We start from the raw sequence: 23,172 nt of genomic DNA, 5'->3' as shown, positions 1-23,172 counted from the left end.
CTGTGCGCAGCCTTCGGCTCAGGTGCCAAGACCGCACACCGTTATTCGAGGTGATCCCCGAGCAGAAACTCCAGCGCCGCATCGAGCCGGATATGGGGCAGCGCCTGATGGGGGCTCATGGGCATGGGGCGAAACGCCTGAAAATCAAAGCCTTGACTGTTCCACCACTGCGCAGGCGGAATATGGGGCGGCACCTCCCCGGGGAACAGCAGCAGCGGCTCACCGCTCAGGCTGGTGCCACGGATGGCGGGGAACTCGCGGCCATTGGCCACCCCCTTGCCAACTTCCGTCGCCTTGATGGCGGCGAGCGCCAGACACTCGGTGGTGATCCCCTCAAAACGGGCCTGACCGCGACCGCTGCGTACCAGATGCTGCAGCAGTGAGACCATGGGCGCATGTTGTTCAGGGGTGACGTGATCGGCCTTGCTCGCCACAAACAGCAGCTTGTCGATACGGGGCGAGAAGAGTCGCCGCCACCAGTTGCTCTTGCCGTAGGCAAAGCTCTCCATGATGCGGGCGATGGCCTGCTGCATGTCGCCAAAGCTGGCCGCCCCGGCGTTGAGGGGCTGCAGGCAATCCACCAGCACGATCTGGCGATCAAAACCGGCAAAGTGCTGCTCATAAAAACCCTGCACCAGATGCTGTTTGTACTGCTCGAAGCGCTGCTTGAAAGTGGCGTAAAGAGTGCCATCGGCGGGCTCGCCGACAGGCATCTCCCACACCCAGGGGACAAATTGCAGCATGGGGGCACCGGCATACTCCCCCGGCAACACGAAACGGCCGGGTTGAATGAGGTGCAATCCCAGCTCCTGTTTGCAGGCATGCAGATAGGCGGTGTAGCGCTCGGCCAGCTCAGCCACCGGCCGCTCTTCGAAGCGCTGATCGACCTGCCACCCGGGTGTCAGCCAGCTGGCGGCAAGTGCCTGCAGCTCTGGGCGACGAAGCTGCTCGCGCACCTGTTCGCTCCACTGCTCGTAGCTCATCTCAAGGAGCGGCAAGTCGAGCAGCCACTCCCCGGGGTAGTCCACCAGATCCACGTAGAGGGTGGAGACCTCCCCCAGATGCTTGCGCAGGGGGTGACGGGTGCGATAGCGGATTTCGAGACGCACCTCGGCCACGCCCCGGGTGGGCTCGGGCCAGGCAGGTGGATCGCCAAACAGGGAGTCGAGGCCACGCTCGTAGGCAAAGGTGGGGATGTGGGCATTGAGCTGCGGCACCCGGCGGGCACCGAGGATGCGCCCCTGACGCAGGGCATCCCACAACGGCAAACGGCCGTCGATGGCCGCGTGTTCCAGCTGGTTGACCAGCGCCGTGATAAAGGCGGTTTTACCGCTGCGAGAGAGGCCGGTCACCGCCAGCCGAATATGGCGATCCCGCACCCGGTTCACCACGTCGTTCGCCTTGTGTTGCAGGCGAGTCAACTTCTGTTCCAGTTTATTGAGTATCAAGGCTTGACCCGTTCTCCCTTGGTGGTTGCATCTGGATAGCTGGTGTCGATGGTGGCGCATCACGGGAGGCGCCGCCATCGACATGGGGGCTTCAGCAAGAACTACAGCTTGCGAAACTCCCGCTGCAGGGTGAACTCCCTGGAGGTCACCAGCTTCTCGATCCGCTGAACTCTGGGCTCCAGCGCGTCAAGTTCCTGCGCGATGCGGCCCAGCGCCTGATGAGGGGTGATCCCCGCCTGCCAGCTGCGCGCTTTCATCCGCACCTCGGCAAAGTCGGCATCCTCTTGCGAATAGAGGGTGACGGGCTTTTTGTCGAGCAAGAACCAGGCGGCGATATAGGCGGTGAAGGTAATGAAACCGGCGAAGATAAGGCCACTGATGGCGAGCAGCCGCACGATCCAGGTCTCCACCCCGAAATACTCAGCCAAACCGGCACAGATCCCGGCTATCTTGCCACGCTGGGGATCGCGATAGAGGTTACGCCCTTCACGACTGACACTGCTCATACCTTGTTCCTCCAACCGGGTACTTCCGCATCCAGAATTGACTCAAATACGATGCCGACCCGCTCCGACTTTCCGCCACGACGATGATATGCCATGTTGCAAATCCTCATACCTTGTTCCTCCAACCGGGTACTTCCGCATCCAGAATCGATTCCAGCGCGCCCACTCGCTCCTGCATCTTCTCGGTGCGAGCCAGCAGCCCTTGCAGCTGTTCCCGCTCGCTATCAGCAAGACCGGCGCCAATCCGCCCCTTGGCACGATAGTGCAGCACCAGCCAGATGGGGGCTACCACCACCATGAAGACCACCATGGGAACCATCAATACGCCCAGCAGATCTTCCATCTGTTACTCCCCCTGTTTGCCTTCGCTTTTGCTGTCGCCCTGGCCCAGCTTCTGGCGCATGGCTTCCAGCTCACGACTTATCTGATCGTCCACTTCCAGCTCGGCAAACTGTTGCGCCAGCGCCTTGTCGGACTGACCCAGATCGGCGCGCGCTTCCATTTCGTCGATGCGACGCTCCATCCGCTCAAACTTGCTCACCACCGCCTGGCTCTCGCCACGGGCTACCTGGCTCTGCACATTGAGACGGCTGCTGGCCGCTTCGGTGCGAATGGCCATCGCCTTTTGACGGGCGCGGGCATCTTCCAGCTTGGCTTCGAGCTGACGGATCTCTTCACCCAGCTTCTCGATGCCGCTATCGACCGCCTGCTGCTCGCGGTAGAGGGTCTCTGACAACTCGGTCTGTTTCTTCTTCTCGATAAGGGCGGCGCGGGCCAGATCTTCACGCCCCTTGGTCAGGGCCAGCTCGGCCTTGGCTTGCCACTCGTCGACCCGCTCCTGATGACGGGCGACCTGACGACCAATCTCTTTCTGGCTGGCGAGGAAGCGAGCCAGATTGGAACGCTCCTTGACCAGCTCGTCCTCCATCTCCTGGATGATCAGGCGCACCATCTTCTGGGGATCTTCTGCCTTGTCGAGCAGGGCCGTCAGGTTGGAATTGATGATGTCGGCCAGACGGGAAAAAATACTCATGATTGCACTCCTGTTATTGGCATGGCGTTGTTTCTCCATTGACAATGGCAACTTGTGTGCCAATCTGGAACAAAATTTAACTTGTTGATTTATATGGGGCAGAATAGCCGGATTGCAAGATGCCTCGCGCAAGAGATGATTAAAATCACCAACTTTTGGTAAGATTGACCAGCTTTTACAACTGACAGGGATCACTATGACCACGGCCACGGAAAGCCTGCTGGGGGAATCCAACGCATTTCTCGAGATCATTGAGCAGGCCTCACGGCTCGCCCCGCTGCGCAAACCCGTGCTGATCATCGGTGAGCGGGGGACGGGCAAGGAGCTGATCGCCCACCGCCTACATTATCTCTCGGCGCGCTGGGATCAAAGCTTTGTCACCATCAACTGCGCCACCCTGAGCGAGAGCCTGCTGGAGACCGAGCTGTTCGGTCACGAAGCGGGGTCGTTTACTGGCGCGGCCAAACGCCATCAGGGCCGCTTCGAGCGGGCCGATGGCGGCACCCTCTTCCTCGACGAGCTGGCCACCACCAGCGCCCGGGTGCAGGAGAAGTTGCTGCGGGTCATCGAGTATGGCGAGTTCGAGCGGGTGGGTGGGGCCAAGCCCCTTAAGGTGGATGTGCGGCTGGTCTGCGCCACCAACGAGGATCTCCCTGCGCTGGCCGACAAGGGGCAGTTTCGCCACGATCTGCTCGATCGGCTCGCGTTTGATGTGATCACCCTACCCCCCTTGCGGGAGCGGCGGGAAGATATCCTGATGCTGGCGGAGCACTTCGCCCACAGCATGACCCGGGAGCTGGGCTATCCGCTGTTTGCCGGTTTCTCGCGCAAGGCAACCCAGCTGCTGCTGGATTACCACTGGCCGGGCAACGTACGGGAGCTGAAGAACGTGGTGGAGCGCAGTATCTATCGTCAGGGCAATCCCCAGTTGCCGCTCTCGACCCTGGTGCTCAACCCGTTTGATTCCCCCTGGCGACCACAGGTCACGCAACCTGCGCAAGAGGACCGAAGCGAGGTACAATCTGCATCCCCCCTCGCCTTGCCGCTCGATCTCAAGCTGGCGGTGGCGGAGTACGAGATTAATTTACTCAAGCAAGCGATGCAGCAATCCCAGTATAATCAGCGCAAAGCCGCTCAACTGCTGGCCTTAAGCTATCACCAGTTCCGTGGCATGCTACGCAAATATCAGCTGCTGGATGGCGATAACGATGCAGAACAAGAGTGAAGGAGCGCGGTTGATGCCGACTCCAGCAACACGCCAGCCTTCGCGCTGGCACATTTGTATCAAAACGTGCGTACAAAACCCCTATAAGAACATGGTTCAACAATGAGAATGCTCACACCCTTGCTGCTGGGTCTGCTGGTGCTGGTCACCGGCTGCCAGAAGCAACCCGAGGCCTCCAAAACCGGACTCATCTATTGTGCTGAGGGGTCCCCCCTCTCCTTCAATCCCCATGTTTCCAACTCCGGGGTGACACTGGATGCCAGTGCCCGTCCGCTCTACGACCGCCTGCTGGAGGTGAACCCCAACACCCTGGCGCTGGAGCCGGCGCTCGCCACCAACTGGCATGTCAGCGAGGATGGCCTCACCTATACCCTGACCCTGCGCAAGGGGGTGACGTTTCACCATACCCCCTGGTTCAAGCCCACCCGCACTTTCAATGCCGATGACGTGGTCTTCACCTATGCCCGCCAGCTTGACGAGCAGCACCCCTACCACAATGTCTCCGGCGGCGATTACCCCTACTTCTACAGCCTGGGGCAAGATCTGCTGATCAAGCGGGTGAGCAAGAAGGGGCCGCAGACGGTAGTGTTCGAACTGAACCAGCCGAACGCCTCCTTCCTCGCCACTCTGGCCAGCGACTATGCGGTGATCCTCTCCGCCGAATACGCCGAGCAGATGTTGCAGGCGGGCACCCCAGCCCTGCTCGATAGCCGCCCTATCGGAACCGGACCGTTCAGCTTCAAGGAGTATCGCCACAACGAGTTCATTCGCTATCTGCGCCATCCCGGCTACTGGGGCGGTGATGCCAAGATTGAACAGCTGGTCTACGACATTACCCCCAAATCCGCCAAACGGCTGGCCAAGCTGCTGACCGGCGAGTGCGACGTTATGAGCACCCCTTCCGCCAGTCAGCTCTCGGTGATCAAGCAAAATCCGGCGCTCAGTCTCTCGGTCCAGTCGGGGATGAACGTCGCCTTTTTGGCCCTCAATACCCGCAAGCCGCCGTTCAACAACGTCAAGGTGCGTCAGGCCATTGCCAGCGCCATCAATATCGACAACCTGTTGCAGGCGGTCTATTTCGATACCGGCCTGCCCGCCAACAGCCTGTTGCCGACCCTCTCATGGGGTTACAACCCCAGCCTGCCCGAGCGCAAACCCGACCTGAAACGGGCGCGCCAGCTGCTCAAGGAGGCGGGACTGGAGAAAGGGTTCGAGATGCAGGTGCTGGTGCAACCGGACGCCCGCCCCTACAACCCGGATGCGGTCAAGACCGCCCAGCTGATCCGCAGCGATCTGGCCAAGGTCGGGATCAAGCTCAAGATCGTGCAACGGGAGTGGCCGGTGATCGAAGGGCGCCTCACCAAGGGGCAGTACGACAGCTTGCTCTCCGGCTGGATTGCCGACAACGCCGACCCGGACAACTTCTTCCGCCAGCTGCTGAGCTGCTCGGCAGTGGAGCGCGGCAACAACTACAGCCGCTGGTGCAGCCCGGCCTTCGACCAGCTGCTGGATGATGCGGTCACCACGCCCCAGCTCTCGTTCCGGCTGCGCAACTACTACTATGCCCAGACCCTGCTCAACGAACAGCTGCCGCTGATCCCGCTGGCGCACGCCTTGCGTACCCAGGTCAGCCGCAGCAACATCGAAGGGCTGACGCTGATGCCCTTTGGCGGCACCTCCTTCAACCAGGCTCACAGGGAGTAAGCATGCTTCTATACACCTTGCGCCGCATCAACCTGCTGCTTATCACTCTACTGGCGCTGACCTTTGTCGCCTACCTGCTGGACTATCGGCTGATCGGCAATCAGCTCAGCTTCTGGAGCGGCTATCCCGACTTCCTGCGCCGCATTTTCGCAGGCGACCTGGGGCTCTCCAGCGTCTCCGGGCTGCCGGTGCTGGACGAGATCCGCCACTACTTCCCGGCGACCCTGATCCTCTGTCTGGCGGCGTTCGCCATCTCGCTGCTGGTGGGCATTCCTCTCGGCACCCTGGCGGCCCTGTCACAGGGCAAGACGCTGGATCTCTCCATTATGACTGCCGGTCTTATCGGCTATGCGGTGCCGGTGTTCTGGCTGGCGCTGCTTGTGGTAATGCTCTTTTCGCTGGATCTCGGCTGGTTGCCAGCCTCCGGGCAGATCAGCCTGCTCTACGACGTGCCCCCCATCACGGGCATCGCGGTGATCGATGTGCTGCTCAGCAACGAGCCCTGGCGGCAAGCGGCGCTGCACGATGCCCTGCGCCACCTCATTCTCCCGTCACTGGTACTGGCGGTGGTGCCCACTACCGAGGTGATCCGCCATGTGCGCAGTTCCCTCATCGACGTGATGAAGCAGAACTACATCAAGGCGGCGGCGAGCCGGGGCCTTTCCAAGGCGCAGATCGTCTGGCGCCATGGCCTGAAGAACGCCCTGCCGCCGGTACTGCCGCTGCTGGGTCTGCAACTGGGTAGCGTGCTCACCTCCGCCATGATCACCGAGGTGGTGTTCGAGTGGCACGGGATCGGCCGCTGGCTCATCAGCAGTATCGCCCTGCAGGATTACGCCGCCATTCGCGGCGCGACCCTGGTGGTCGCCAGTTTCGTGATCCTGACCAGCGTCAGCACCGAGTTGCTGACCACCCTTATCTATCCGGCACGGCGCAAAGAGTTGTATGCCAAACAAGATTGAACGCGCTCATGGCGTGACCAGGAGCCAGGTATCCTATGCAAGATAAATCGAACATCTATCCCGAGCTCAAGATCCTCTCGCCCCTTGAGCAGACGTGGGCCTCCTACAGCCGCAATCCTCTGGCGATGGCAGGGCTCTGGTGCTTTTTGCTGTTGCTGCTCATCACGCTGGTGGGGCCGCTGGTCGTCCCCTACGGCATCGATGAACAGCACACCGACAAGCTGCTGCTGGCCCCCTCGTGGGCGGCGACCGGCAACATCGACTACTTCCTCGGCACCGACGATCTGGGGCGCGACATGCTCTCCCGGCTGGTGGTAGGGGCGCGTCTCACCTTCGGCTATGCGCTGGTCGTGGTGGTGATCGCCATGGTGGTGGGCTCCGCCATCGGTATCCTCGGCGGCATGAGCAAGGGGCTTAAATCGAGCGTGCTGCACCACCTGCTCGATACCCTGCTCTCCATCCCCTCCCTGCTGATGGCCATCATCATGGTCGCCATCATGGGGCCGGGTTTTGGCAATACCCTGATCGCCATTACCCTGGCATTGATCCCGCCCTTTATACGGGCCACTTACAACGCGGTGCATGCCGAGATGCAGAAGGAGTACATCATTGCCAGTCGGCTCGATGGCTCGCCTCCCTTCCGGATCATGCGGCTGGCTATTTTGCCCAACATTGTCGAGACCCTGGTGGCCCAGACCACCCGCACCTTGTCGGCGGCCATTCTCGATATCTCGGCGGTCGGTTTTCTTGGCCTCGGCGCCCAATCTCCCCAACCTGAGTGGGGCACCATGCTGGCCGATTCGAGCGACCTCATCTATCTCGCCCCCTGGACCGTCACCCTGCCCGGCATCGCCATCCTGTTCAGCGTGCTGGTGACCAATTTAGTTGGTGAAGGCATTCGTGAAGCACTCAAAGAGGGGAATGACTGATGCCGCTGCTCGACATTCGCAATCTCACCATCGAGATCGACACCCCGCAAGGCAAGGTCAAGGCGGTGGACAAGGTGAGCCTGACCCTGACCGAGGGGGAGATCCGCGGTCTGGTGGGTGAATCCGGCTCCGGCAAGAGTCTGATCGCCAAGGTGATCGTCGGCATCGAGAAGGACAACTGGACGGTACGTGCCGACCGGATGCGCTTCAACGACATGGATCTGCTGACCATGGCCCCCAAGGAGCGCCGTCGCATCATGGGCCGCGAGATCGCCATGATCTTCCAGGACCCCATCAGCTGTCTCGACCCCTCCGAGGAGATCGGCACCCAGCTGGAAGAGGCGATCCCGACCGATTCGTTCGAGGGACAATTCTGGCAGCGCTTCCAGTGGCGCAAGAAAAAGGCCATCGCTCTGCTGCACCGGGTCGGCGTCAAGGATCACCGCAAGGTGATGCGCGCCTATCCCCACGAGCTGTCGGATGGCATGTGCCAGAAGGTGATGATCGCCATGGCCATTGCCAACCAGCCGCGTCTGCTGGTAGCCGACGAGCCCACCAGCGCCATGGAGTCCACCACCCACTCCCAGATCCTGCGACTGCTGGACAAGATGAACAAGCTGGGCAATACCACCATCCTGATCATCAGTAACGATATCGCCGCCATCGCCAATCTGACCGACACCCTCAACGTGATGTATTGCGGCCAGATGGTGGAAGTGGGCACCCGGGAGCAGATCCTCGAGACCCCGCACCACCCCTATACCGATGCCCTGCTCAAATCGATCCCCGACTTTGACAAGCTGGTGCGCCACAAGTCGCGCCTCGAAACCCTGCCCGGCGTCATCCCGCCGCTGCAACACCTGCCCATCGGCTGCCGTCTGGGGCCGCGCTGCCCCTACGCCCAGAAGCAGTGCGTGCAGACTCCGTTGATGAACAAGATCAAGGGCCATCAGTTCAGCTGCCACTTCCCGCTGAACATGGAGGAGCCAAAAAAATGATGACCGTTAATGCCCCCATGAAGGAGCCCCGCTTGTGATCGAGCCATCCCTGTTGCAGGTCAGAGGCCTTAGCAAAACCTACCAGAACCGCACCGGTCTGTTCCGTCGTCAGGCGGTAGAAGCAATCAAGCCCCTCTCGTTCGATCTCGAAGTGGGCCAGACCCTCGCCATCGTCGGCGAGGCAGGCTCCGGCAAGAGTACCCTCGCCCGCATTCTGGCTGGCATGATCGAACCCACCAGCGGCGACATCGCCATCGACGGCCAGCTGATGGTGCACGGCGATTACCAGACCCGCTGCAAACTGCTGCGGATGATTTTTCAGGATCCCAACACCTCGCTGAACCGCAAGATCCGGGTCGGCCAGATCCTGGAAACCCCGCTGCGTCTCAACACCGAGATGACCGAAGAGGAGCGCCGCGAGAAGGTGGTACAGACCCTGCGTATGGTGGGGATGCTGCCGGATCACGCCCTGTTCTATCCGCAGATGCTCTCCTCCGGTCAGCAGCAGCGGGTGGCACTGGCGCGCGCGCTGATCCTCAACCCCAAGATAGTGGTGGCCGATGAGGCGCTCTCCACGCTGGATATCTCGGTACGCTCCCAGATCATCAACCTGTTGCTGGAGATGCAGGAGACCATGGGGCTGAGCTATGTGCTGGTAGCCAACGATTTGGGTATCGTCAGCCATATCAGCGACGAGGTGCTGGTGATGCACGAAGGTCGGGTGGTGGAGCGCGGCAAAACCCTCAAGGTATTTGCCGATCCCCAGCATGAGGTTACCCGGCGTCTCATCCAGAACTACAACAACGAATACCGCAAATAGAGAGGCGCTGGCCACCTCCCTCACCGCTGTGTTTCGCCGAGCTCACACGGCGGGATCAAAAAAGCCCACTGCATGCAGTGGGCTTTCTGTTACCGGCGTTGCTGCTTAGGCTTGCAGCAGTAGACGGTTGATGCGGGAGACGAAGCTCGCCGGATCGTTCAGCCCGCCCTGCTCGGCCAGCTGGGCCTGTTCGTGCAGCAGGGTGACCCACTCACCGAACAGTGCCTCGTCTTCAATGGTGTCGAGTTTCTTCACCAGCGCATGGTCAGGGTTGAGCTCCAGAATGTACTTCTGCTCCGGTACCGGCTGGCCGGCCGCACGCATCAGCTTGATCATCTGGGTGCTCATACCGTAAGCATCGGTGACGATGCAGGAGGGGGAGTCGGTCAGACGGTGAGTGACACGCACCTCTTTCACCGCATCGCCCAGGCTCTTCTTGACCCGCTCCACCAGACCGGCGTTGGCCTTCTCGGCATCGATCTGCGCCTGCTTGGAGGCTTCATCTTCCAGATCGCCGAGATCCAGTTCGCCACGGGTGACGGAAATAAGCTGCTTGCCGTCGAACTCGGTCAGGTGGCTCATCAGCCACTCGTCCACGCGCTCCCACATCAGCAGCACTTCGACACCCTTCTTGCGGAAGATCTCAAGGTGCGGGCTGTTTTTGGCAGCGGCATAGGAGTCAGCAGTGATGTAGTAAATCTTCTGCTGACCTTCCTTCATGCGGCCAACGTAATCCTCAAGAGAGACGGTCTGGGCTTCGCCCTCGCCCGCGGTGCTGGCAAAGCGCAGGAGCTTGGCGATCTCTTCGCGGTTGGCGTAATCCTCGGCCGGACCCTCTTTGAGCACGTTACCGAACTCTTTCCAGAATTTGGCGTACTTCTCGGCATCGTCTTTCGCCAGCTTGGAGAGCATGGTCAGCACGCGCTTGGAGCAAGCCTTGCGCAGGGAGGCGGTCACCTTGTTGTCCTGCAGGATTTCACGGCTGACGTTGAGCGGCAGATCGTTGGAGTCCAGCACCCCTTTGACGAAGCGCAGGTAGGTCGGCATAAACTGCTCGGCGTCATCCATGATGAAGACGCGCTGTACGTAGAGCTTCAGACCGTGCTTCTGCTCGCGGTTGTAGAGGTCGAACGGTGCGCGGGCCGGTACGTAGAGCAGGCTGGTGTACTCCTGCGCCCCTTCCACCCGGTTGTGGCCCCACAGCAGCGGAGCTTCAAAGTCGTGGGCGACGTGCTTGTAGAACTCCTGATACTCCTCGTCCTTGATATCTTTCGGGTTGCGGGTCCACAGTGCCGTGGCGCGGTTGACCTGTTCCCACTCGCCCGGGGTGCCGACGATGGTTTCGCCATCCTCTTCCCGGTCCGGGGTTCCCTCTTTGAACATTTCGACCGGCACACTGATGTGATCGGAATATTTGCCCACCACGGAGCGCAGACGCCAGTCGTCGAGGAACTCATCCTCTTCGGCACGCAGGTGCAGGATGACGTCGGTACCGCGACCCTCTTTGGTTACGTCAGCGACGGTGAAGGAGCCTTCCCCTTCAGATTCCCACTGTACGCCCTGCTCCGGAGCAGTACCGGCGGCGCGGGAGACCACGGTCACCTTGTCGGCCACGATAAAGGCAGAGTAGAAGCCGACCCCGAACTGACCGATCAGTTGGGAATCCTTCCCCTGATCGCCGGAGAGGTTTTTGAAGAATTCGGCGGTGCCGGACTTGGCGATGGTACCCAGGTGCTCAATCACCTGATCACGGGTCATACCGATCCCGTTATCGGAGATGGTCAGGGTACGCTTCTCTTTGTCCACCACCAGACGCACACGCAACTGGCCGTCGTTTTCGAACAAAGAGGCATCGGAAAGCGCCTTGAAGCGCAGCTTGTCCGCCGCATCGGAGGCGTTGGAGATCAGCTCGCGCAGGAATACTTCTTTGTTGGAGTAGAGGCTGTGAGCCATCAGGCTCAGCAGTTGTTTGACTTCAGTCTGAAAGCCGTGGGTTTCGGCATGAACACTTTGGGTCATGGACCAATCCTCAGAAACATCGGGTTGAACATATGCCCAACCTAGATGGGGACAGCGATCCAAATATCAAGGGGGCGAATGTGCAATCCTGCTCATTCGCCCCCTGTTGGCGTGTAACCGCCGATTTTATGTTCAGTTTTTCGCGACTTGCCTGCCGCCACCCGCCCCTTACTTGAGGCGCTGGCGCCCCATCAGGGAGTGGGAGAGCGTGGTGCCATCCACTAGCTCCAACTCGCCCCCCACCGGCACGCCGTGGGCGATGCGGCTCACCTCTACCCCGGCAGCACGGGCCATGTCGGCGATATACCAGGCGGTGGCATCCCCCTCGATGGTGGGATTGGTAGCGAGGATCAGCTCACTGATGTGCTCTTCCTTTAGACGGCGCTCGAGAATATCGAGCCCCAGCTCCTCCGGGCCGATGCCGTCCAGCGGCGACAGATGGCCCATCAGCACAAAGTAACGACCGGAAAACTGACCGGTCTGCTCGATGGCCGCCACGTCCGCCGGGCTCTCCACCACGCAGAGCAGGCCATTCTCTTCCCGCTTGGGATTGGCGCAGATATCGCAGCGGTCGTTCTCGGTAAAGGTGCGGCAGTGGCTGCAGTGGCCAATCTCGGTCAGGGCGCGAGAGAGCAGCTGGGCCAACCGCAAGCCGCCGCTGCGCTCACGCTCAAGCAGCGTAAAGGCCATCCGCTGGGCAGACTTGGGCCCCACCCCCGGCAATACCTGCAGGGCTTTCATCATCTCATCGAGCAGGGGACTGAACTTCATAACACTCCTTACACAGGCCTGCCCCTCGCCACCACCAAGGCCACGACGGGTCAGCAAAACAGGATAACGCAATTGGCGCAGGACTATACCCGAGCCCGCCGCCCATCGCCATCGGCTTGCCCACAGTGCTCGCAAAAACGCGGATAGCAAAAAGCCCTGATGGAAACATCAGGGCTTTTCAATCTGGCAGTGCATGTGGTGTGAGCGTTAAATTCGCAGCAGCAAATCACCGACTATTCTGCATTGCCATTTTTTAAGACGAGCCGCGACACAGGACAAACCAAGCGGGGCTTTTCGCTCCGCACTGCTGGCACCTACATCAGGATGGCGCTTAAAAACAAAAAACCGACCATCAGGTCGGTTTTTGCAATTTGGCGGTGAGGGAGGGATTCGAACCCTCGATACGTTGCCGTATACACACTTTCCAGGCGTGCTCCTTCAGCCACTCGGACACCTCACCAAATTTTTGCTCACTGCTTTATGTGCTTGAGCTGCACATTCGCTGGCGGATCATGCCGCGGCGACGGGGCGTAATGTAAGGGATACGATGGCTTTTGGTCAATGCAATTTTTTACTTTTTGCGTTCGTTTGCTCAATATCCGAACCAAGTGACCAAAAATATGCCGTTTCGTATCCCTTTCAATCAATTTACTGCCGCTTCGTGCAAATGTTCACCTTTGAGCGCCTCTTCCAGCGAGCCGTAAAATTCCAGCTTGCCGGGCTGAGGTCGCACCTTGGCACGGGCCAGGGTCTTGAGCGGTTGAAACTGCAACTCGGCCACCCGTAACTCGACACCGGCTTTAGCCATCTGCTTGCCAAAGTGGAGGAAGGCAGACAGGCCGCCCGCATCGAGGATGGAAACCGCCTCCATCTGCAACACCAGCACCTGGTGCCCTTTCACTTGCGCTTCCAGCTCGGCAAAGACCCGTTCGGCCGCTGCGAAGAAGAGCGGGCCGTTGATCTTGTAGAGCAGGCCGTTGTCCGGCACCTCATGGGCATAGCGCTTGTGCTCGGCCAAATCGTGAAGTTTGGTCATCTTGGCGATTTCGCGCATAAAGAGCAGGGATGCCAGGATCACCCCGAAAGTGATGGCGATGACCATGTCGAAAATGACGGTGAGCGACAGGCAGACCAGCAGCACCAGCACATCGGATTTGGGGGCGCGACGGATCAGCTCCACCACCTTGTGCGCTTCACTCATGTTCCAGGCCACGATGAGCAGCAAGGCAGCCATGGCCGAGAGCGGCAACCAGGAGAGCCAGGGGGCCAGCACCAGAATGGCGGCCAGCACCACCAGCGCATGGACGATCCCCGAGATGGGGGACGTAGCGCCGGCACGCACGTTAGCGGCAGAGCGGGCGATGGCAGCGGTAGCGGTAATGCCGCCAAAGAAGGGGGCGAAGATGTTGCCAAGCCCCTGCCCCACCAGCTCGGCGTTGGAGCTGTGTTTGCGACCGGTCATGCCATCGAGCACCACGGCGCAGAGCAGCGACTCGATCGCCCCCAGCATCGCCATGGAGAAGGCGGCAGGCAGCAGCCGCTCAACAGCCGCCAGGTTCCATTCAACTGGCAAGCCATCCGGTCCGGGCAAGGCCCAGGGCATCACCAGGGTCGGCGCGATGGGCGGGATCCCCATCCCCTGGGTGCCATCGGCCAGGGTATAGCTGAACTTACTGCCGATGGTGGCCACGTCCACCCCAAAGTAATGGAGGCCAAAACCCAGACCCACCCCGACCAGCACCGCGGGCAAGTGGCCGGGCACCGGCAGACGCAGGCGCGGCCAGAGCAGCAGCACGGCCAGCGTTGCGACCCCCACCAGGGTATCGCCCCACTGCCAGCTTGGCAGGGCGGCGGCCAGCGCCTCGACCTTGCCCAGATAGGTTTCCGGCATCTCGGGCACGCTCAGGCCAAAGAAGTCCTTGATCTGCAAGGTGGCGATCACGATGGCGATACCACCGGTAAAGCCCAGCGTCACTGACGGGGGAATGTACTCGATAAGGCGGCCAAGACGGGCCATCCCCATCGCCACCAGAAAGAGGCCGGAGATGAGCGTCGCCATCAACAGACCGCCAACCCCGAACTGCTGGGCGACCGGGTAGAGGATCACTACAAAGGCAGCGGTCGGGCCGGAGATGGAGTAACGGGAGCCACCGGTCACGGCGATCACGATACCGGCGATGATGGCGGTATAGAGACCGTGTTGCGGCGGCACGCCGCTGGCGATGGCCAGTGCCATGGCGAGCGGGATGGCGATGATGCCCACCGTCACACCGGCGATAAGATCACGGCCGAAGCGGGCCATGCTGTAGGGTTCATCAATACAGGACTGGCGTAAGGCTATGGCGAGCTTCACGCTATTTAAAGAGGCTTGCTTGTGCATGTATATCGTAATACCAGAAGAGGGAGATAAAGGCCGGAGAGATCCGGCGCCCGATCATCATCAAGGGCCGGCAGGGCTGTCGACGCGGCGATGGTATCCTGCGTAACCTTACTCCAGACGGGCCATTTTTTCGATGGGCAGGATCAATGAAACGCGCGCTCACCCATTATTTGGCCTATTTGCCGCCAAATCGCCGATCTTGGCTCCTGCTCTCCCCCTTTTTGCCACAAAGATTACCATTTGAGCCTCACTTAGTTGCCAGCACGTTCGCGACATAATGCTGGCATCATCAGGTTGATGCGAACCGAGCCAATAACCCCTGCGCCGGTTGGGGGCTTCGATGGCAAGGGACTGATTGTGCTGAAAATAAACCGCAAAGCGCAACTTTTGGGCAAAAAGTCCGAAAATCCGGTTTTCGGGAAATTCGCGGGTTGACACCCGCCGCCCTGGTCATTAATATTCGCCCCGTCTTAACGAGACAGGCAATTCCTCCTTAGTTCAGTCGGTAGAACGGCGGACTGTTAATCCGTATGTCACTGGTTCAAGTCCAGTAGGAGGAGCCACTTTTCCCTCGTAGTTCAGTCGGTAGAACGGCGGACTGTTAATCCGTATGTCACAGGTTCAAGTCCTGTCGAGGGAGCCACATTTGAAGCCCAGTTTTCGAACTGGGCTTTTTCATATCCATCTCTCCATTGTTTCAAGCCGAGCTAGCTATCCCCCACCTCTTGCTCTCGCACACTCCTCCGCTCTAAACCACCCACTCTCCCTGTTTTCTCTCAACTTAAAGTTAACTAACGATGACTCCGGTTCCTATCCGGTCAGCTCAGCTGGCGAATGGGTCAGGATCTAGCCAAAACCAGACGTCATCCCCTCCCCTTACGTAAATACTCCCAGAAACCCCCTCCGGTCACAGCTTCCGGTCTTTCTGCTGAGAGACCATGGGGATGGTCAGACCGGAGCAGGCGACTCTGGCGTACAGATAACGCGGATTGAAAGATGGAGACGCTCAGGAGGGACAAGGGAAGAGGAATGGTTAGCGGTAAGGCCGGAGCAGCCTCTGGGGCATATCCGGTCGCTTGGGCTGTAGCTGAGTTTGCCAGGAGTTGTGCAAAGTCGCGTCGATGCCGACGAGGTGACGGGTCGTCACGTCGACGCGACCGTCGGCAACTTTCACGGAAAATTTTTCAGTAACCCCATTTGGGTTCACTGAAAAAAACTCAACCCTTAGGGTTGCATGATCAATCTCAATACGGTAACTTCCCCCCTAAGGGTTGCAACAGGAGATCGAAAATGCAATTAAACGAAGATCAATTAAGAGAATTGGCAGAGAACTTTATGCCAAGAATTAAGGCAGAATCTATCAATGCTATGGTCGATGCATTATGCCACAACCTATCAGTTTTAGCCGCAGCTCAAAAGAATGGGGTTTCACATCAAAGTTTGGCAAAAAACCTTGCAAAATTACAAACCTTAGAAAATAAAGTTGACTTAAACAGAAAAGAGTTAATGGATATGATTTGGCGATCGCCATCTATAAGGAAAATCTACATAAAAGCTCTCAACCAAGGCTTTTGGGAAGACTTTCCAGATGAAGGATTGGACAAGCTTATTAAGTTCTCTCAGCACATTGGTATCATGAGAATCGCGGACCTAAAATCTATTATAGAGCAGATGGAACCTGAAATAGATGATTTTTTTAAAGACTTATACGATCAGCATAAACAGGCGGTAGGACGAGATTGGAGAATTAGTTTTTGTTTTGTGGTTCAATTGCTGTTGATCCTAAAGTATTCAGACAAAGTTGATGTGGAATGTTTAGTGGAAAGTGGGTGGGATGACTCGATCGCCAAAGTAGTAATAGACGTCGCCAATGTCACCATTAATAGAAAAAATAAAAACCCTAAGAGAGATTCACACGTGTAGAGTTGTTGTGATGTATTTCATCTGGATCGTAACATTTGCGTCCGAGATACGTAAACTTAACGGGGAGTTAGATATGGAGGGAATACAGTGAAAGCAAGAGAGTGGTTAGAACGAGGTTTGAATCATGATGACCCAATAGATTGTTTATATAACTGCTGGATGGGTTTTAATAATTTATATGGTGCTTACCATACAGGTTCAGAACGTAATGCGATTAAAGCATTAATTGATGCTAAAGTTGAGGCTGCATTTGCGCAAGCATTACTTGATAATCACAAGCCGGAAATAGACTATTTCATGTCCCGTCCCGTTATTGATATGCGGGGTAATAGAAGAAGCTCTCAAAGAGACATAAATAATTATAACACCTCAAATTGTCCCTTATCAAAGCTGAAATCTATTCTAATGGTGATTTATCAAGTTCGGTGCAATTTAGTGCATGGAGAAAAGTCACCGTCCAGAGTCCGTGATGTTGAACTATGCAAAAATTCTTGGCCTTTTGTGGCGGAGTTGGTCGATAAATATGCCGAGCAAACAACAACATAGTTGTACAGATCAAGTTATCATCTGACAAAAAACGTTTACTGCACAAAAAATCGCGTCGATGCCGACGAGACGTCGGACGGTCACGCCGACGCGACCGTCGGCAAATTTCACGCAAGATCTCCAGTAATCCCCCCTCCCCCAGCTCCCCCTGCCATCTCTGTCAGAAATGTCTCCTTTGGGTATCCCATGTTTTGAATGAAACCCAAAGTATGGCAGACTGCCTGCTCACAAAAACCTTTGCGTTTAAAAGGAGTTGTTTGCATGGCAACCAAGAGTATTGGCGAGCTAACCCAGGATGAGTTCTTGAGAATACTAGGCCCAGACCAAGGCAGTTCTAGGGATGGTAGCCGTGTAGCTGTGAGCCGATCAACCAGAGATAGCTGCGTAAACGTGGTCGATGGGAAGTTACAGGTAAATGGAAGTGACGAGTTCCGTCGCACAGTTGAGGCAGCCTATGAAGCTAAGAAGACTCCCTCAAGTGGCTTTGGTTCTGCACCTTACCGCCCGGAACCGATACCAGAACCCGAGCCGACTCTCAGTAAGTTGATGCCAAAGACTCAAGAACCAGTCATTGAAGAGTTTGACGTTGGCTACTACTGGAATGAACACCACCAGAGCAAAGACGCTATCTACAAAAAGCTGTACGGGCCGGAAGCCAACTTCCAGCAACAATCTATGTTTGAGCGCAACAACGAACATCTTCAGGATATGGTTTTGCCTGGCGAGCTTGTTATTTTAGCTAATGAGCCAAAGACCTTGGCGGAGAAGGATCGGTTGATCCTGCTCAAAACTCAGGCCAAGGAGGCCAGTGCAGGGATTCAGAAACTAACACCTGCAGAAGCGGAAATATTAAAAGCGCATATTGATTTATTTGATTATCTCGCAGCACAAGATCTGTCGACACCATCAGCTGCATTTGGTGGGATAAGTACCGCTATAAGTCAGCGACTAACAGATCTACACAACACACTTAATCAGATTAATCTACTATATGTAACTCATGCTGAAGCCTCCAAGGGAAGTCGACTTGCTCCTGAGTTTTATTCCCAGCGACAAGCATTATTCAATAAACTGGATAACATTTTAGAAAAAATGACAATGTCCAGTGTCAAAATCCCCCAGTATGACAAACTAAAGCACAGGCTAGGTCTATCGACGAAGTCGGTTACTCATAACTGGCGAACAGTATCTCGTTACGGGGAGGTCCCTGCATTAGGATACAGACTAAAAAGCATTTCAACTTATGTAAAAGGTGTAAATAAATTAGGTTGGGTTAGTGTGGGGCTGGATTCATTTAGTGCTTTGAATACCGCATCTAAGGCATGTACCGATGGCATAGGGCAGCAATGTCTTTCAATCTCCGCCAGAGAAGCAGGACGTGTATATGGTAGCTTTATCGGAGGCTCATGGGGGGCATCTACTGGAGCAAGTCTTGCCGTCACTGGCGCAACCACGATTGCAATAGTGGTTGGTGGAACTCTATCTGCCCCCGTTGTTGCTGTAGTTGCTGTTTCTGGAGCAGTAGTTGGCGGATACTACGGTGGTGATCTCGTTGGTAATGCTGCCGGGAAAATTGCTGAAGCTACAACCAATGGTATATACGAGGTTATCAGAATGGTTGGTGAAAAATAATGACTCAAGCCGACGTAATTGCACTTACATTTGTTTCATGGCTAGTCATCTTAATTATAAACTCTTTATTTATTATGAATTTCACGCGTAAGATTGACAAATATTGGTCTATAAAACCGGAGCATGAAAGTGAATTTTTATATCTTCAATATTCTAGATTTCATCGATATGGATATTACTTAATTTTCAAAAAGTGGTCTCTAAAAACCGTACCATATAAAGTCAAAGTATGGGTTGGCGTTTCATTCATAGCTAACGTTATAACTGTATTTTCTTTTGTCATTCTCTGGATTGTATTAAAATTAAATGGGCGGTTATGATTGTGTGGTTTGACGTCGAAAAAATATTAGTAAAGCGTGTCGATGATGACAGTTCGTAACACCGACACTATAGTGGTAGTGATTTTTATAAGAGACTACTTGAGCCAAGATATATCATGTGGTTTTCCCCCTCTTTTCTCACTACGATTATAGTTGCATTCAAACATTGTGAAGTAGCTATCAATAAAGGCGTCGTCTCTTATATAAAAAATGACCGATGATTCTGAGTCCAGCGTAGGATAGTGCCATTTAAAAACGTCACTACTCATTAACATGTAACCAAGACTCTCGATACAAAAGAAGTATTGCATATCTCCATTCGAAGATAGCCACCCAAAGGGAAATGACACTGAGTAATTTTCTCTATATATGGGGATAACAATTATTTTATAGGCTCGTGGCAGTGTCAGTTCCAGAAGAAAAGACCTCATTTCTTCAGTTATATTTTCAGGTACTGTTATAGGTTTATATTTAGGCCAAGAAAATGTCCCCCTCCAAAAGATACTAGACACGAAATATTCTAGTTTTCTTTCAGACTCAGTGCTTAATAAGCCACTTTTTATCACATCTTGTTTTTGTAGGTCTTTAACAATACTTTCAAGAATCCTTGGTGGCTGACCATCTGACCAGTATCCATTTTTTGAATAAAAATCTTCACCATTCTCCCGCAAAAGCTGTTCACAGTCATTACATAATAACCTCTGTGTTATTTGATTAGATGTAGAGTTATTTCCCTCACCATCTATTAGCATGACCGCATGTCCAGGCTTAACCCTATCACGCATTTTCCTATATGTATGCTTTGGTATGAAATGACTATTGACTAGCTCTTTTTGTGTGTTGCATAACGCACACTGTCCTATATTTATTAACTTGCTCACATCATCCTCTAATCTGTCACATTGAACACATAAAACCTAATGAATTTTATATACTTACTTCATGCTTTTCTTATCACCATTTGCTACAAGCTTTAATGTATAAAACTCCTCAGGAATCTCAACCAGTTGAACCATATTATCCCTGTCAATTACTCGGAATATTGAGACCCGGCCAACCCCTCGCACCAATATATCAACGCCATCATATTTTTTTATGCCACCTGGCAATAGCTCACCTAACACCCCTAACTCGGAAAGCACTTCGCCATAGGGTTCTTTAATGTAAACTGTTGCCGATTTAATCTTCACCCCAGCAAGCTCAAAGGAGCGTTCTAAAATGGGTTTAGATACACCAGAAAGAAACAAGAACGCAAATGCAGTTAGAAAAGAAAGAACCATTACTCCATCCTTCATATTTTTGAGTCCTTTCATATCATAAGCCTTTTTATTCAATGAAAAAGACTCCCGCCCCCTTTCTGTCTCTGCTAGCTGCTCCTTATAATATAGTATTCCTGATACACTTAAATAAATAATGATAGGCATGAGAGGTAACGTCCAAACAACTTCATGATTTAGTGTGTAAAACTTGTATATAAATATCACACCCAAGAGTGCCGGCAATATATGCCATGGGCTAAACGGAACCAATTTAAAGCGTACAGTCTCTACTTTATTGAATTTCCTAGCTAATGATAGACACACAGAAATAACTGGTGACACTATAACGCCTATAGAAAAAAGAAGTGCCCCAATAACTAACATTAGCAATGAAAAATAAAAAACAACAATAACCAAAGGTATGGCATCATTAATTGTCATTCCTCTCGGGGTTACCCCAACATCCCCAGAGTGAATTATTAAAAATACAAAGCCTACCACAAACACTACTTTACTAAGATAGGTTCCAAAAACAAAGGCATCGGTTACTTTTGAAAATATCATTGAATTAGCCATTTTTGTCCTTTTAAAATGAACATTCATCAACTTTTCTACACATAATTATTCACACAGTGAACAACGAATCAATCAATTATTTTATCCATACACTCCTGATTCATATAGCAAGAGTTTTTAAGAGTGTTAAACGATATATTTTCAGGCTGGGTTATGGTTACTGGTCCATTCGTTGTCATAATCCCTAATAGTTTTTCCTTTTTAAACAACAACCGTCCATACACCACAGTATTGCTTTCTTTATCATCTACAGAAACACATTGGCTCCAATAATCATTTTTAGACACACATAAATGACGTTCAAAATATTTTTCTCGCTGCTCTGCAACTCGTTCACCATGTAAAGAACCAAAATATGGAAAATAGACCCACACTATGACAAACAAAACTAGCAAACACATAAAAAATATAAAGAAGTACGATGCAAAAAAGGCAAATAAAGCACTTTCTTTAATTGCAATTAATTGGATAATACTAAATGCACGAGGCCATCTATTCCTTATCCTAGCAAGCCACCTCTTCACTTCATATTTATCAACCTGTTTTTTATTTTTCTCCAAAGGAGATAATGCGATCCACACTCTAATTATAATATAGGAGAGCACACCCCCAATTAAATATATTTTAACACCAAATAAATTGAGGAGGTTAATAGACTCAAGGCCAACATCTTGACTCGCTTTATATGTCCAAAGAATAGCATCACTCCACTCTATAGAAAATAAGGTGTAGTCAAAACCAAGCCTCGATATATATCCTTGATAAAAACCGATACCATATATATATAAAGCGTTCGTGATTAAACCTGATGTGACAACTAGAATCATCCCTCTTTTTATAGCTATCAAAATTGCATTGCCAATATTGTCTCCAGATAATATTGCACTCATACAACATCCTCTGTTTTATTAAGTCACAGCAGAAACACTAACATTTTCAAACACATATTAAAACCATGTTCATCCAGAACATCAGGCCCAGAACTAACCACTCAGGGCCTTTTTCATATCCACGATCCAAAGGACAGAACATGTTTATCCACCAGATTTTGCGCAAACAAGTAGCCGCGATCAGCATCAAACCCATGAGAGACGGCAGTATCGATTTCACGGTAAAGGGCAGCACCAAGGGAGCAATCAAAGGCGCTATCACCGGAGCTGGCGTCGGGGCCAAAGGCGGTATCCCTGGAGCTGTTGCAGGCACCATCATCGGCGGCACTATCGGCTATATCACTGGGCCAGCAGACTGAGGGAGCTTAGCCATGGATGAGTTCATTCAAGAAGGGAAATACGCCTCCCACGAGACGCTCAAGGGATATGCCTACAGCTGGCAAACGCTGAGCTTGCTGATGCAGGAGGTCATTACAAACGGTATGTATGTTCCTGAGTTCCTGCCAGATGAAAATCAGCCTGTGCTGCTGGTCGTGATCAAAGAGGCGACCGTGCTCAAGGCCAAGTCCCTGCACAGCGAAGCGCCTGAAGTATTGATCTCGATAGCTTCCCACACAGGCGAGTCAGTCCGGGATGACGACAACGGTTACTACGCCGACTACTGGCGGTTAGCTGCAGGAACTATCAAGCTGATCGACTGTGCCGAAGATGCCGTCTTCTGGCTACCCCTCCCTGCTGCCGAAACATGGGAGCCATATCGCTTCTCTGGCTATGGCTCACCGTTTGATGCCTTGTCTGCCCCACTTCCTGTATTCCAGCATCTGGCCTTTGCTCTCAAGCCAGATCAAACCTCGCCTGATTTGGGCACCACTATCTACCTGAAATCCACTATCTGACTATCTCGAAGGACGCTAAGCATGAACACCAAAACCGATAAGCAAGCAGCCAAACAGCAAGTAAATACGACAGCCACAGCCAAGTTTGATGGCATACAAGCATCACCAGCCAAAGTGGTCTTAGTCAGTGGCGTAGCCACCCTGCTCTCGCCTGGCTCTACAACTACCGTGGGCTATGAGATTGGCCATGAACCCGAACAGGCTGAACTATTGATCCGTCTCACTGGTAGTAGCGGCGGGGGCCTCTGTTCCAAGGAGTGGTTCGGTCTGGCGCAAGTAGTGGATCTGCTAAACGAGCAACAGCCGGATAAGGCATTTACCTCTGGCCTGTTCAA

Annotated in this window: 21 protein-coding genes, 3 tRNA genes and 1 pseudogene; 14 read left to right on the top strand and 11 right to left on the bottom strand. The window is 54.2% G+C overall.

Going from position 1 to position 23,172, the window contains the following annotated elements:
* Window positions 1–41: 41 nt before the first annotated feature.
* The 4 genes from AACT07_RS13860 to pspA all read right to left on the bottom strand — a co-directional run bounded on the left by AACT07_RS13860 (window position 42) and on the right by pspA (window position 2,987).
* Window positions 42–1,448, bottom strand: coding sequence for a YcjX family protein (locus AACT07_RS13860; RefSeq protein WP_069528356.1), 1,407 nt, complete (start codon window positions 1,446–1,448; stop codon window positions 42–44).
* Window positions 1,449–1,549: 101 nt separating this feature from the next.
* Window positions 1,550–1,954, bottom strand: a complete 405-nt coding sequence (gene pspC, locus AACT07_RS13855) for an envelope stress response membrane protein PspC (RefSeq protein ID WP_005333670.1) — start codon at window positions 1,952–1,954, stop codon at window positions 1,550–1,552.
* A gap of 106 nt (window positions 1,955–2,060) precedes the next feature.
* Entirely contained in the window at window positions 2,061–2,297 is a 237-nt protein-coding gene (gene pspB, locus AACT07_RS13850) for an envelope stress response membrane protein PspB (protein WP_005333672.1), read from the bottom strand.
* A 3-nt stretch (window positions 2,298–2,300) separates the two neighbouring features.
* Window positions 2,301–2,987 carry a phage shock protein PspA gene (gene pspA / locus AACT07_RS13845; protein ID WP_005361184.1) on the bottom strand — a complete coding sequence of 229 codons (687 nt, stop codon included), beginning with the start codon at window positions 2,985–2,987 and terminating at the stop codon, window positions 2,301–2,303.
* Between the two features lie 196 nt (window positions 2,988–3,183).
* On the opposite strand from pspA, the gene pspF reads away from it, so the two are divergent.
* The 6 genes from pspF (at window position 3,184) to AACT07_RS13815 (ending at window position 9,625) form a co-directional block, all read left to right on the top strand.
* Window positions 3,184–4,212: a phage shock protein operon transcriptional activator gene (gene pspF, locus AACT07_RS13840; protein WP_069528354.1), complete on the top strand. Its 1,029-nt coding sequence runs from the start codon at window positions 3,184–3,186 to the stop codon at window positions 4,210–4,212.
* Between the two features lie 108 nt (window positions 4,213–4,320).
* Window positions 4,321–5,916 carry an ABC transporter substrate-binding protein SapA gene (gene sapA / locus AACT07_RS13835; protein WP_069528353.1) on the top strand — a complete coding sequence of 532 codons (1,596 nt, stop codon included), beginning with the start codon at window positions 4,321–4,323 and terminating at the stop codon, window positions 5,914–5,916.
* A 2-nt stretch (window positions 5,917–5,918) separates the two neighbouring features.
* A complete protein-coding gene (locus AACT07_RS13830) occupies window positions 5,919–6,878 on the top strand; it encodes an ABC transporter permease (RefSeq protein WP_021231386.1) in 960 nt (319 codons plus the stop codon).
* A gap of 35 nt (window positions 6,879–6,913) precedes the next feature.
* Window positions 6,914–7,807: an ABC transporter permease subunit gene (locus tag AACT07_RS13825; protein ID WP_069528352.1), complete on the top strand. Its 894-nt coding sequence runs from the start codon at window positions 6,914–6,916 to the stop codon at window positions 7,805–7,807.
* Complete coding sequence (locus AACT07_RS13820; RefSeq protein WP_069528351.1) at window positions 7,807–8,805, top strand: peptide ABC transporter ATP-binding protein; 999 nt, start codon at window positions 7,807–7,809, stop codon at window positions 8,803–8,805. The genes AACT07_RS13825 and AACT07_RS13820 overlap by 1 nt, the downstream gene beginning before the upstream one ends.
* A 34-nt stretch (window positions 8,806–8,839) precedes the next feature.
* On the top strand, window positions 8,840–9,625 hold the full coding sequence (locus tag AACT07_RS13815) for a peptide ABC transporter ATP-binding protein (RefSeq protein WP_005333681.1): 786 nt from the start codon (window positions 8,840–8,842) through the stop codon (window positions 9,623–9,625).
* Between the two features lie 105 nt (window positions 9,626–9,730).
* Here the strand turns inward: AACT07_RS13815 and htpG are convergent, their stop codons facing one another.
* The 4 genes from htpG to dauA all read right to left on the bottom strand — a co-directional run bounded on the left by htpG (window position 9,731) and on the right by dauA (window position 14,795).
* Complete coding sequence (htpG, locus tag AACT07_RS13810) at window positions 9,731–11,644, bottom strand: molecular chaperone HtpG (protein ID WP_069528349.1); 1,914 nt, start codon at window positions 11,642–11,644, stop codon at window positions 9,731–9,733.
* Window positions 11,645–11,812: 168 nt separating this feature from the next.
* Window positions 11,813–12,415 (bottom strand): recombination mediator RecR, encoded by a 603-nt coding sequence (gene recR, locus AACT07_RS13805; protein WP_019444931.1) that lies wholly within the window; start codon window positions 12,413–12,415, stop codon window positions 11,813–11,815.
* Window positions 12,416–12,787: 372 nt separating this feature from the next.
* Window positions 12,788–12,875, bottom strand: a tRNA-Ser gene (locus AACT07_RS13800).
* Window positions 12,876–13,058: 183 nt separating this feature from the next.
* On the bottom strand, window positions 13,059–14,795 hold the full coding sequence (gene dauA / locus AACT07_RS13795; protein WP_069528347.1) for a C4-dicarboxylic acid transporter DauA: 1,737 nt from the start codon (window positions 14,793–14,795) through the stop codon (window positions 13,059–13,061).
* A 487-nt stretch (window positions 14,796–15,282) separates the two neighbouring features.
* Between dauA and AACT07_RS13790 the strand changes: the two genes are divergently transcribed.
* The 5 genes from AACT07_RS13790 (at window position 15,283) to AACT07_RS13770 (ending at window position 18,896) form a co-directional block, all read left to right on the top strand.
* Window positions 15,283–15,358: transfer RNA gene (locus tag AACT07_RS13790), tRNA-Asn, on the top strand.
* Between the two features lie 4 nt (window positions 15,359–15,362).
* Window positions 15,363–15,438, top strand: a tRNA-Asn gene (locus AACT07_RS13785).
* Between the two features lie 647 nt (window positions 15,439–16,085).
* Window positions 16,086–16,718, top strand: coding sequence for a hypothetical protein (locus AACT07_RS13780; protein WP_069528345.1), 633 nt, complete (start codon window positions 16,086–16,088; stop codon window positions 16,716–16,718).
* 87 nt (window positions 16,719–16,805) lie between these two features.
* A complete protein-coding gene (locus tag AACT07_RS13775; protein ID WP_139123838.1) occupies window positions 16,806–17,264 on the top strand; it encodes a HEPN domain-containing protein in 459 nt (152 codons plus the stop codon).
* 261 nt (window positions 17,265–17,525) lie between these two features.
* Window positions 17,526–18,896, top strand: coding sequence for a hypothetical protein (locus AACT07_RS13770; protein WP_069528343.1), 1,371 nt, complete (start codon window positions 17,526–17,528; stop codon window positions 18,894–18,896).
* 415 nt (window positions 18,897–19,311) lie between these two features.
* Here the strand turns inward: AACT07_RS13770 and AACT07_RS13765 are convergent, their stop codons facing one another.
* From AACT07_RS13765 to AACT07_RS13755, 3 genes are all read right to left on the bottom strand, one after another.
* Window positions 19,312–20,097 carry a hypothetical protein gene (locus AACT07_RS13765; protein ID WP_139123837.1) on the bottom strand — a complete coding sequence of 262 codons (786 nt, stop codon included), beginning with the start codon at window positions 20,095–20,097 and terminating at the stop codon, window positions 19,312–19,314.
* 54 nt (window positions 20,098–20,151) lie between these two features.
* On the bottom strand, window positions 20,152–21,051 hold the full coding sequence (locus tag AACT07_RS13760) for a hypothetical protein (protein WP_069528341.1): 900 nt from the start codon (window positions 21,049–21,051) through the stop codon (window positions 20,152–20,154).
* A gap of 68 nt (window positions 21,052–21,119) precedes the next feature.
* Window positions 21,120–21,941: a hypothetical protein gene (locus AACT07_RS13755; RefSeq protein ID WP_069528339.1), complete on the bottom strand. Its 822-nt coding sequence runs from the start codon at window positions 21,939–21,941 to the stop codon at window positions 21,120–21,122.
* Between the two features lie 140 nt (window positions 21,942–22,081).
* Here AACT07_RS13755 and AACT07_RS13750 point away from each other — a divergent pair, with 140 nt between their 5' ends.
* From AACT07_RS13750 to AACT07_RS13740, 3 genes and pseudogenes are all read left to right on the top strand, one after another.
* Window positions 22,082–22,300, top strand: coding sequence for a hypothetical protein (locus AACT07_RS13750; protein ID WP_069528337.1), 219 nt, complete (start codon window positions 22,082–22,084; stop codon window positions 22,298–22,300).
* A 12-nt stretch (window positions 22,301–22,312) separates the two neighbouring features.
* The gene (locus AACT07_RS13745; RefSeq protein ID WP_069528335.1) at window positions 22,313–22,837 is read left to right on the top strand and encodes a hypothetical protein; all 525 of its coding nucleotides are present in this window, start codon (window positions 22,313–22,315) and stop codon (window positions 22,835–22,837) included.
* A 21-nt stretch (window positions 22,838–22,858) separates the two neighbouring features.
* Window positions 22,859–23,172, top strand: a pseudogene (locus tag AACT07_RS13740) (hypothetical protein); the annotation flags it as partial.

The organism is Aeromonas sp. ANP5, assembly GCF_963870295.1.
Taxonomy (GTDB): Bacteria; Pseudomonadota; Gammaproteobacteria; order Enterobacterales; family Aeromonadaceae; genus Aeromonas; species Aeromonas veronii.
Note: the sequence above shows the minus strand (reverse complement) of the source record. Positions and strands in the feature narration are given on the sequence as shown.

Coding starts and splice junctions, on each gene's coding strand:
- pspC (WP_005333670.1), bottom strand. CDS start 1,954: ATGAGCAGTGTCAGTCGTGAAGGGCGTAACCTCTATCGCGATCCCCAG.
- pspB (WP_005333672.1), bottom strand. CDS start 2,297: ATGGAAGATCTGCTGGGCGTATTGATGGTTCCCATGGTGGTCTTCATG.
- pspA (WP_005361184.1), bottom strand. CDS start 2,987: ATGAGTATTTTTTCCCGTCTGGCCGACATCATCAATTCCAACCTGACG.
- pspF (WP_069528354.1), top strand. CDS start 3,184: ATGACCACGGCCACGGAAAGCCTGCTGGGGGAATCCAACGCATTTCTC.
- sapA (WP_069528353.1), top strand. CDS start 4,321: ATGCTCACACCCTTGCTGCTGGGTCTGCTGGTGCTGGTCACCGGCTGC.
- AACT07_RS13830 (WP_021231386.1), top strand. CDS start 5,919: ATGCTTCTATACACCTTGCGCCGCATCAACCTGCTGCTTATCACTCTA.
- AACT07_RS13825 (WP_069528352.1), top strand. CDS start 6,914: ATGCAAGATAAATCGAACATCTATCCCGAGCTCAAGATCCTCTCGCCC.
- AACT07_RS13820 (WP_069528351.1), top strand. CDS start 7,807: ATGCCGCTGCTCGACATTCGCAATCTCACCATCGAGATCGACACCCCG.
- htpG (WP_069528349.1), bottom strand. CDS start 11,644: ATGACCCAAAGTGTTCATGCCGAAACCCACGGCTTTCAGACTGAAGTC.
- recR (WP_019444931.1), bottom strand. CDS start 12,415: ATGAAGTTCAGTCCCCTGCTCGATGAGATGATGAAAGCCCTGCAGGTA.
- dauA (WP_069528347.1), bottom strand. CDS start 14,795: ATGCACAAGCAAGCCTCTTTAAATAGCGTGAAGCTCGCCATAGCCTTA.
- AACT07_RS13780 (WP_069528345.1), top strand. CDS start 16,086: ATGCAATTAAACGAAGATCAATTAAGAGAATTGGCAGAGAACTTTATG.
- AACT07_RS13770 (WP_069528343.1), top strand. CDS start 17,526: ATGGCAACCAAGAGTATTGGCGAGCTAACCCAGGATGAGTTCTTGAGA.
- AACT07_RS13760 (WP_069528341.1), bottom strand. CDS start 21,051: ATGGCTAATTCAATGATATTTTCAAAAGTAACCGATGCCTTTGTTTTT.
- AACT07_RS13755 (WP_069528339.1), bottom strand. CDS start 21,941: ATGAGTGCAATATTATCTGGAGACAATATTGGCAATGCAATTTTGATA.
- AACT07_RS13750 (WP_069528337.1), top strand. CDS start 22,082: ATGTTTATCCACCAGATTTTGCGCAAACAAGTAGCCGCGATCAGCATC.
- AACT07_RS13745 (WP_069528335.1), top strand. CDS start 22,313: ATGGATGAGTTCATTCAAGAAGGGAAATACGCCTCCCACGAGACGCTC.